This is a genomic window from Armatimonas sp. (assembly GCF_964826245.1).
Window position 1 is genome coordinate 1 of the sequence record NZ_CBAYMC010000192.1, and the last position, 8,593, is coordinate 8,593.

Annotated in this window: 7 protein-coding genes; 2 read left to right on the forward strand and 5 right to left on the reverse strand. The window is 58.2% G+C overall.

The window, feature by feature from the left end; genetic code table 11:
- Window positions 1–968 (reverse strand): hypothetical protein (locus AC1XOS_RS16385; protein ID WP_481963297.1); only part of this gene is annotated, 968 nt, incomplete at its 3' end.
- A 51-nt stretch (window positions 969–1,019) separates the two neighbouring features.
- Here AC1XOS_RS16385 and AC1XOS_RS16390 point away from each other — a divergent pair.
- Window positions 1,020–3,296, forward strand: coding sequence for a carboxylesterase family protein (locus AC1XOS_RS16390; protein WP_481963298.1), 2,277 nt, complete (start codon window positions 1,020–1,022; stop codon window positions 3,294–3,296).
- Window positions 3,297–3,431: 135 nt separating this feature from the next.
- Here AC1XOS_RS16390 and AC1XOS_RS16395 read toward each other — a convergent pair whose 3' ends face one another.
- Both AC1XOS_RS16395 and steA read right to left on the reverse strand, forming a co-directional pair.
- On the reverse strand, window positions 3,432–3,758 hold the full coding sequence (locus tag AC1XOS_RS16395) for a VOC family protein (RefSeq protein ID WP_481963299.1): 327 nt from the start codon (window positions 3,756–3,758) through the stop codon (window positions 3,432–3,434).
- 5 nt (window positions 3,759–3,763) lie between these two features.
- Window positions 3,764–4,903, reverse strand: a complete 1,140-nt coding sequence (steA, locus tag AC1XOS_RS16400; RefSeq protein ID WP_481963300.1) for a putative cytokinetic ring protein SteA — start codon at window positions 4,901–4,903, stop codon at window positions 3,764–3,766.
- A gap of 77 nt (window positions 4,904–4,980) precedes the next feature.
- Here steA and AC1XOS_RS16405 point away from each other — a divergent pair, with 77 nt between their 5' ends.
- On the forward strand, window positions 4,981–5,514 hold the full coding sequence (locus AC1XOS_RS16405; RefSeq protein ID WP_481963301.1) for a YHS domain-containing protein: 534 nt from the start codon (window positions 4,981–4,983) through the stop codon (window positions 5,512–5,514).
- A gap of 53 nt (window positions 5,515–5,567) precedes the next feature.
- On the opposite strand, the gene AC1XOS_RS16410 is transcribed toward AC1XOS_RS16405, so the two are convergent.
- Together AC1XOS_RS16410 and AC1XOS_RS16415 are read right to left on the reverse strand one after the other, a co-directional pair.
- Complete coding sequence (locus AC1XOS_RS16410) at window positions 5,568–6,530, reverse strand: peptidylprolyl isomerase (protein ID WP_481963302.1); 963 nt, start codon at window positions 6,528–6,530, stop codon at window positions 5,568–5,570.
- 72 nt (window positions 6,531–6,602) lie between these two features.
- Window positions 6,603–8,593, reverse strand: a 1,991-nt coding sequence (locus tag AC1XOS_RS16415; protein ID WP_481963303.1) for a DNA-directed RNA polymerase subunit beta', incomplete at its 5' end; no start/stop codon positions are given.

Sequence of the window (8,593 nt, forward strand, 5' to 3'; positions counted from 1 at the left end):
AGGAAGAGAAGCCCCCCCGCAGCGAGCACGGTCACGGCGCTCAGCATCATGGTCAAGCGCCAGGAGTAGCGCCGCCAGAGGATCAGCAACACGATAACCCCCACCACCCAGCCCACGGTACTCCCGCGCGAGACGGACAGCAACAGAGCCGCCGTACTCAGCGCCCAGAGCCAGAAAAACCTCCCAACTGCGCGGCGATTCAGGGTAAACCAGCTCAAGCAGTAGAGCGAGACAAACGCCGAGAGCGAGCCAAAGACATTCTCCTCAAAGAGCAGCGACTGCATCCGAGCGTAGCGCTTCCAGAACTCCACGGCACTGCCAATCCCACTGTCCACGTTCATCGCCCACTTCGAGACCTCAGGCCGGGCTGTCTCGGCAAGCTTGGCGATGAACTCCGGGTGTACCAAAAAGTCCACGAGGGAGAGGAGGGTCAGGATGACATAGGTGATAAGCAAGAGACGAACCGTCCGGCTGGCATCACGGGCGCTGGGACGAATCTGGCGGATAGCAAGATAGCCGAGGACGGGCGGAAGGGCGTAGTGCCAGCCAAAGAGCAAGACAAACGGGTGCTGGTTCTTGAAGGCGATCAGGGAGCCATAGGCCACCACAATAATCCACACCAGCGCGGGCCAGTCATCGCCGTAGAGCTTTAGCCGCCGCCGCTGGAGAGTCGCCTGCATCACGATTCCAATCCAGACTAAGCCCAGTAGCGCATCGGGCCAAAACTTAATCCCCATCAGCACCAGAGGCAGGTTCAGCTCAGCCCAGGATCGAAATAGGGGAAAGATCGGGAAGAAGATCAGCATCAGCCAGAAACCGACAATGGGGCGGCGGATCAGGGTCGCGCAGACAAGCAGTGCACCACTCCCCACCACTAGCGCAATCCCAAAAGGCTTAAAGGCGATTCCTCCCGCGCATGCAAGAATGGCAAGCAAAGCAACCAGAGCAGTTTTCAGGGATATCGGCACAACCACTATTATACTCTGTACCCGAGACCCAAGCCGGGTACAATAGGGGACATGAAGCAAGCAGTGATCGAGTTTCGTCAGGGTTTAGTCGCCGCGCCCAGCGGGGGGCGTGGAGGGCGATTTGCGTTTTCGGCAGACAATCTCCAGGCAAAGATAGTTTCGAGTGAGGGTTTGGAGAGCATTTCCTGGTCGCCGATCACGGCAAGCGAGTCGGGGGAGTTTTCGGGGCGGGGCCTTGGCATGCTACGATTCACGGTCGAGCTAAGTGCGCCTCAGAGCTTTCTCCTCGCCGCCAGTGGGCACAGCATGGCCTATGTCAATGGCGAGCCACGCATCGGGGATGTCTATAGCGACAATCGAATCGCAGTCCCTGTCCGGCTCAAGGCAGGCAAGAACGAGCTTGTCTTTCCTGTGGGGCGAGGGCGTTTTTCCGGCAGGCTAGTTCCCGTGACAGCCCCAATCTCGATCAACACGGCAGAGCTAACCCAGCCCGATATCGTCCTTGGTGAGAGCGGCCCGCTCTGGGCAAGTGTTGTCGTGGTCAATGCGAGTGAGAAGACCCAGCGGGGGCTGAAGCTCTTTGCCAATGGCCATGCCACACCTATACCGCCACTGCCTCCACTCTCCGTGCGCAAGGCGGCGTTTCAGATCATGGTTCCCAAAGGAGTCGTCGGGGAAGAGTTTCCGGTGGTGCTGGAAGCCGATGGAGCGAATGCCAGCTTTAAGCTACGCATTCGCAAGCCAACATTAACACACAAGCGCACGTTTATTAGCCAGATAGACGGCTCGGTGCAGTACTACGCCGTCAATCCCGCGCAGAAACCCGCTCCCGACAACGCGCTGGTTCTCTCGCTTCACGGGGCCAGCGTCCAGGCACAAGGCCAGGCAGAGGCATATGGGGCTAAAGAGCAGATGACTCTCGCCGCCGCCACCAATCGCCGTCCCTTTGGCTTCGACTGGGAAGACTGGGGCCGCCTCGATGCTTTTGAGGTCTTCGCCGATGCCCAGAAGCGCTACCCACACGACCCCGCGCAGCGCTATCTGACCGGTCACTCAATGGGCGGGCATGGCACCTGGTCCATTGGCTCGCTTTTCCCTGGCCAGTTTGCCGTGATCGGTCCCAGCGCGGGCTGGATCAGCTTTGGAACCTACGGGGGAGCCAACCGGGTCGCCAGCACCAATCCTGTCACGGCCGCCTTTAGCCGCGCCGCCAATCAGTACGACACGCTTCTTTTCAAAGAGAACCTGAAGCAGACCGCAATCTACGTGGTACATGGCGATGCCGATGACAATGTCCCCGTAACTGAGGCGCGGACAATGCGCAAGGAGCTCGAGGCGATCAAGCACCCGCGTGTCCTCTGGCATGAGGAGCCCGGCGCGGGCCACTGGTGGGACAACGACGAGAAAACGCCCGGTGCGGCCTGCGTGGACTGGCCCCCGATGAACCGTCTTTTTGCCGCCTGTCGCCGCGAGGAGTCTCCAGAAACCGCCGCGCTTGTCACGGTCAACCCAGCCGTCAGCGCCACCAATGCTTGGGCAACCCTGGAGCAACAAGAAGTACCGCTGGAGGTCTCGTCGTTCGTGCTTCAGCGCTCGGGCAACAAGGTCGTAGGCACGACTAAAAACGCGGCGCGACTGACAATCGCCCTCACAGGAGTTCGCGAGGTTCTGCTGGACGGACAGACACTCAAGCCTAGCGGGGGCACGCTCACGCTGGAGAAAACCGGCGGGAAGTGGCAGATTGCTCCCAAAGCGCTCCCGGGTACGGCGAAAAGTGCACGCCGCTCCGGGCCGTTTAAGCAGGCCTTTACCCAGCGCTTCGTGCTGGTCTACGGTACCGCAGGCACGCCCGAGGAGAACGCCTGGAGCTACGGCAAAGCCCGCTTCGATGCGGAGCAGTTTCTCTATCGCGGCAACGCTTCTCCAGACCTGCTCCCCGACACAGAGTTCGACGCAAAGCGCGAAAAAGACCGCAGCGTGATTCTCTACGGCAACGCCGATACGAACCGGCTGTGGAAGCAGCTTTTAGGGAAGTGCCCGGTTCAGGTACGCCGTGACGGGATCACGGTTGGCAACAAGGCCCTACGCCAGCCCGATCTTGCCTGCCTCTTTGTCTACCCGCGCCCAGACTCGGCGATGGGGCTCGTCGGCGCGATTGGCGGCACGGGCCTTCCGGGCCTTCGTCTCACCGAGCGAGCTGCCTACTTTACGTCTGGCACCCCCTACCCCGATTGGTGCGTCTTCGGCCCCAAGATTCTTACCGAAGGAATGGGCGGAGTCTTAGAAGCGGGCTTCTTCGACAATGTCTGGACTTTAGCCGCCCCATAAAATAGGGCGTCTACAGTAGCCTACGGCTGCAAAGCCCGTGCCGGGCTATCCATATTCCAGCCCGGCACGGGCTTTGCGGCGGCCCCGCAGGGGCATTTGAATGGCGCTCCGCGCCCGCCATTACAGACGCCGATTTCAATCGGCGGATGGCCAGTGGATGATCTCGATGTGAGTCCCGCCGGGCGCTTCTAAGTAAAACGAGCGGGTTTTGTCGCGGTGGGTCTTGATCTCCTTGCCGTATCTCTGGGCCAGCGCCTCTAGCTCGTCCAGAGACACCCGCCAGGCAAGGTGATTGGGGTGCTGGTCTTTAACCACAAAGGCCAGCCGCGCGCCTCCAGCCTCGACAAAGGCCCAAGTCGCATCTTGGTAGAGTACAACGGCCCCGACATGCGCTTCGTACCAGGCAACCGCCTCGGCGATATCCGGGACGACTTGGGCGACGTGATCAAAAATATAGCTCATAAAATTTACCGAAAGAGCGAGCGCATCAAGAGTGCCCAGGCGTTCTGGCCCCACGGCGTGCTCGCCGCTAAGACGATCACGGGAAAGAGTGCCGAGAGCGTCAGAATGAGAAGCAGCGGCACCGACGAGCGTCGGTTGCTGTAGAGCCGCGAGACCCCCCGCGCATCCACCAAGCGACTCCCGACTTTCAGGCGCACCAGAAACGTGCTCGCCATTCCTCCTCGGCCTTTATCTAAAAAGTCTTCGAGATTCGAGTGCGTGCCGACGGCGACAATTAAGTCAGCACCTTTCTCATAGGCCAGTAACAGCGCCGCGTCCTCACTTGTTCCCGCCATCGGAAAGAGAATGGAGGAGACTCCCAGGGCTTCGACCCGCTCTTTGCCAGGAGCACGGCCATCGGGGTAGGCGTGTACGAGAACTTCTGCCCCACAGCGCAGCGCCGAATCGCTCACGGAGTCCATATCTCCCAAGATGATCGCAGGACGAATCCCCAAGGCTAGCAGGGCATCTGCCGCCCCATCCACGGCGATCATGACCGGCTTCTGATCTCGCAGATAGAAGGTCAGGCGCTCCAGATCCTGTTCGTAGCCCTCGCCGCGCACCACCACGAGCACATGCCTCCCCACAAGATTGGTCTTGAGCTCGGGGAGCTCGCCTGTTTCCAGTAAGAGCGCACGCTCTTCAGGCTTTTCTAGGAACTGTAGAGTGTTCTGGGCAAAGCGCTGAAGCTCTGTGTCTAGATTTTGCCGAGCCGCAGCAAGCTGTTGCTCCAGTAAAGCGGGCACGAGAGCGGTCAGGTGCGCCAAGCGAGAGTCGGCGAGGGTGAGCCGCTCCCCTTCTTTGAGCTCGCTAAAGAGATCTCTTTCTTGAGATTCGTAGAGAGGAATCCCCGCGTCCAGGAGCACACCCGGCCCACGGTTCGGATAGCGGCCGGTCACAAACGGCTGGCAGTTAATCACCGCATAGGGCCGAGCACGTACCAACATCTGCGCCACGACAGCATCGAGGTCAGGATGATCGAGCACCACCAAACAACCCGGAGTCAGTGTCGGCGCAAGCACTTTGGTGCGTCGCCCCAGACGTACCTCAACAAGCAGCATGCCCGCTTTTTCTTTTTCCCGAGTGAACAACTGGCTTCGGATCATTGTCTGAAAACCGATTATATCCCCCACCAGAGTCGGGTACAATAGTGGGGTTTATACCAAACATAAGGAAGACAAAAATGACAAAGCTCACGTTTATCGCAGCCCTGGCTGCCTTCGGAGTTGGCGCCGTCGCCCTCGCACAAGATGCCGCTCCCAAGCCCGCACAGCGTCCCGGTCAGGGACAAGGCCGTAATGTGGTTCAAGTCTGCGCCATGAAAGGCGAGGCTCTCAAGACCCCTGGGAAGGCGGAGTCGGTTGAGTTCAACGGGAAAAAAGTTCTTTTCTGCTGCGCCAACTGCAAAGGTGCGTTCGAGAAGCTCGATGATGCCGCTAAGACCAAGACGGTTACCAAGGCAGGACTAATCAGCCAAAAGCTCACTGCGCTCAAGACGATTGAGCGTGTGGAGAAGCAGCTCAAGGAGCTTGATGGCGTCAAAGAAGTGGTGACAGCGGCTCCGGCAGGCAAGGTCAGCTGCGCCGTGACCGGTGAAGAGATCGAAAGCGCAGCCAAAGCGGCGGGCAAAGTGGAGTACAAAGGCAAGACCTACTACTTCTGCTGCCCTGGCTGCATCAAAAAATTCAACGAGACCCCCGATAAGTTCGTCAAGTAGTACAGAAGAAATAAACCCCGGAGTTTTTGCTCCGGGGCTTTTTTTCGTCAGAACTAAAATAGCTTGGCGTTTGGGTTGAACTCGATCTTAGCATTGCGAGCCATCTCCCCGAGCCACTTTTGTACGGCTTGTGGCTCGTTGAGCTTCGCATTAACTTGCTCTTTTTTGTACTTAGCTTTCTCTGCGGCGCTGATATCAGAGCCTTTTTCGAGAAGCTTGATGATATGCCAGCCAAACTGGCTCTTGATCACGGGGCTAATATCGCCGGGCTTCTGAAGGGCAAAAGCCGCCTTCTCAAAGTCTTGATCGAAGACTCCCTTACCGACCCACGGGAGCTCACCTCCCATCGCACCGCTTCCCTTATCGTCGGAGAACTGCTTAGCAGCCTCGTCAAACTTGAGCTTTCCAGCCTTGATATCCGCAAGAATCTGATCCACACGAACTTTTTGATCTTCTTCTTTCTTCTTAAGCTGCTCCGGCGTCATCGGGGTTGCCTGCTCCGGCGTCGGCCCCAGCGGCTGGGTTGCCAGGAGAATATGAGCAAAGCGCCCCTGTCCCTCACGCCCAGGAACGATCTTGATCAAGAACTTTTCAAAAGACTTTCGGGCAAGCAAGTTTAGGCGTACGGTCTGGGTCACTTCCGCATCCGTTAGACCAAACTCACGCGTGATCTCCGCGAAGGTCATCATCTTGCCACTTTGTGCCATCTGAGCTACGACCTTGGCCTTCTCTTCTTTGACTTTCTCCGCAAGCTCAGAAGCCGTGACACTAACACCCGCTTTTTTGGCTTCCTGCTCAATCACGATCTTCTGAATCATCTCCGGGACAACACGCCGTGCCAGGGTTCCACTAAGCTGTTTCTTAATATCCGATGCCGTGATATTGACCCCATTGTAGCGTGCGATCACACTGGAAGACATCGCAGCAGGCTTGGCAGAGGGCTTGGCCGCAGGCTTTTTGTTGCCTTGGGGGGCAACTGCCAACACCAGGGCAATCGTCATGGTTGAAACTATCATCTCTAAACCTTTCTCCTAAAAAAAGACGCCCCCGCTACCGGTGGTGTTCCGGAGCGGGGGCGCTTATCTCACTTACTCAGTGCTCTCAGAGGGAGCCTCTCCGAGATCACCTCCAAGAAGCTGGCGGGCATCGTCGAGGCCACGCACCGCAACCGGCGCAGGAGCACCGCCACCCAACAGGGAGTCAGGCACCTCAAGCAGGCCAATGGCGCTGCCATCCGCACTGGTCACTTCCAGGGCGCGGTACTGCGCCAGACCGGTACCGGCAGGAATGAGACGCCCAATAATGACGTTCTCCTTCAAGCCGACCAGGTTGTCGCGCTTACCACGCACCGCCGCCTCGGTCAGAACGCGAGTGGTCTTCTGGAAACTCGCCGCCGATAAGAACGACTCGGTGGCAAGTGAGGCTTCCGTGATTCCCAAAAGAACCGGGATAGACGTCGCAGGTTTACCAGGAACACCCGTCTCCTGCTCACTTTTCTCGATCTTGCGGTTGACATCTTCAATATCAAAGCGATCCACGAGCTGGCCATTTAAGTAGTGGCTTTGACCAGGCTCCACCAGCTTACGCTTCTTGAGCATCTGGCGAACGATCACCTCGATATGCTTGTCGTTGATGTCCACACCCTGCTGCTTGTAGACCTTCTGAACCTCGCGCACCAGGTACTCCTGGATCCCACGCAGCCCCTGGAGTCCCAGGACTTTCTGCGGGTCGAGCGGGCCATCGGTCAGGCGGTCACCGGGCTCGATGACATCACCTTCCTTGACCTTGAGCTCACCACGGTAAGGCACGACGATCTCTTTGCGCACCAAGATACTCTCGATACCTGCCTCGCGGATCTTGCGAATATCACGGTCCACGAGCTCTTTACCAACGGGGACGATCTCCTCGTTATTGGAGGGGCTCAGGATCGGCACGGCGACGATCTGGCCGGTCATGGGCTTGTTGTCTTCTCCCACCTTGAGAGGCGAGTGAATCACGACTTTACGCAGACCTTCCATCGGGACGCCCGCAACCGTTCCACCAAACTCGGAGATGATCGCCTGGCCCTTGGGCTTTCGTGCCTCGAAGAGCTCGACAACACGCAGAAGTCCACCGACCTGCTCCTCCGCCACTTTCAGGAGCGCTTGCACCTGACGGGCTTTTTCGCGCTCGCTGCCCTCTTCGGTTCCCAGAGAGATATGACCACTCTGCTGATCTTGGAAGAGCATCTGAAGGTTCTGAGTACGCTGGCGCTTGGTTCCCGCAACTCCCGTAAGAGAGTGAGCGGTCGCAACGCCTCCGGTGTGGAACGTACGCATCGTGAGCTGCGTTCCTGGCTCACCAATGGACTGAGCGGCGATAATTCCTACCGCAACCCCGATCTCCACCAGCTTGCCGATTGCAAGGTCCTTGCCATAACAAGTCGCACAGACTCCCTGACGAGACTCACAGGTGAGCACCGAGCGAAGACCGACCCGCTTCACACCACTGTCTGCAACAAGCTTGGACACCGCAGCCGTGAAGATCTCGTTCTTGGCAATGATCAGCTCACCCGCCTTCTCATGCCCTTCAGGATAGAAAATGTCTTCCAGTGACGTGCGACCTAGCAGACGCTCATGGAGCATCTCGATCACATCGTTACCGTCACGCACTTCCCCGACAAAGATTCCATTCTCCGTGCCACAGTCAATCTCACGGATAATCACGTCTTGGGCGACATCCACGAGGCGACGGGTCAAGTACCCGGCGTCTGCGGTGCGAAGCGCGGTATCGGCCAGTCCCTTGCGGGCTCCGTGGGTTGTCACGAAGTCCTCAAGAACCGTCAGACCTTCATGGAAGTTCGACTTTACCGGAAGCGTGTCAATGATGTTGCCAAACGGGTCCGCCATAAGACCACGCATTCCCGAGAGCTGGGAGATCTGCTTTTTAGAGCCACGAGCACCCGAGGTGGTGATGATCGAGATCGGGTTGAACGGCTCAATGGCCTTGACAATCTCATCACCGATCAGGGTCGTCGCTTCGGTCCAGAGTGTCAGAACCTTCTGCTTGCGCTCCGCAGGCGAGATGACACCACGGAGGT

Coding starts and splice junctions, on each gene's coding strand:
- AC1XOS_RS16390 (WP_481963298.1), top strand. CDS start 1,020: ATGAAGCAAGCAGTGATCGAGTTTCGTCAGGGTTTAGTCGCCGCGCCC.
- steA (WP_481963300.1), bottom strand. CDS start 4,903: ATGATCCGAAGCCAGTTGTTCACTCGGGAAAAAGAAAAAGCGGGCATG.
- AC1XOS_RS16410 (WP_481963302.1), bottom strand. CDS start 6,530: ATGATAGTTTCAACCATGACGATTGCCCTGGTGTTGGCAGTTGCCCCC.
- AC1XOS_RS16395 (WP_481963299.1), bottom strand. CDS start 3,758: ATGAGCTATATTTTTGATCACGTCGCCCAAGTCGTCCCGGATATCGCC.
- AC1XOS_RS16405 (WP_481963301.1), top strand. CDS start 4,981: ATGACAAAGCTCACGTTTATCGCAGCCCTGGCTGCCTTCGGAGTTGGC.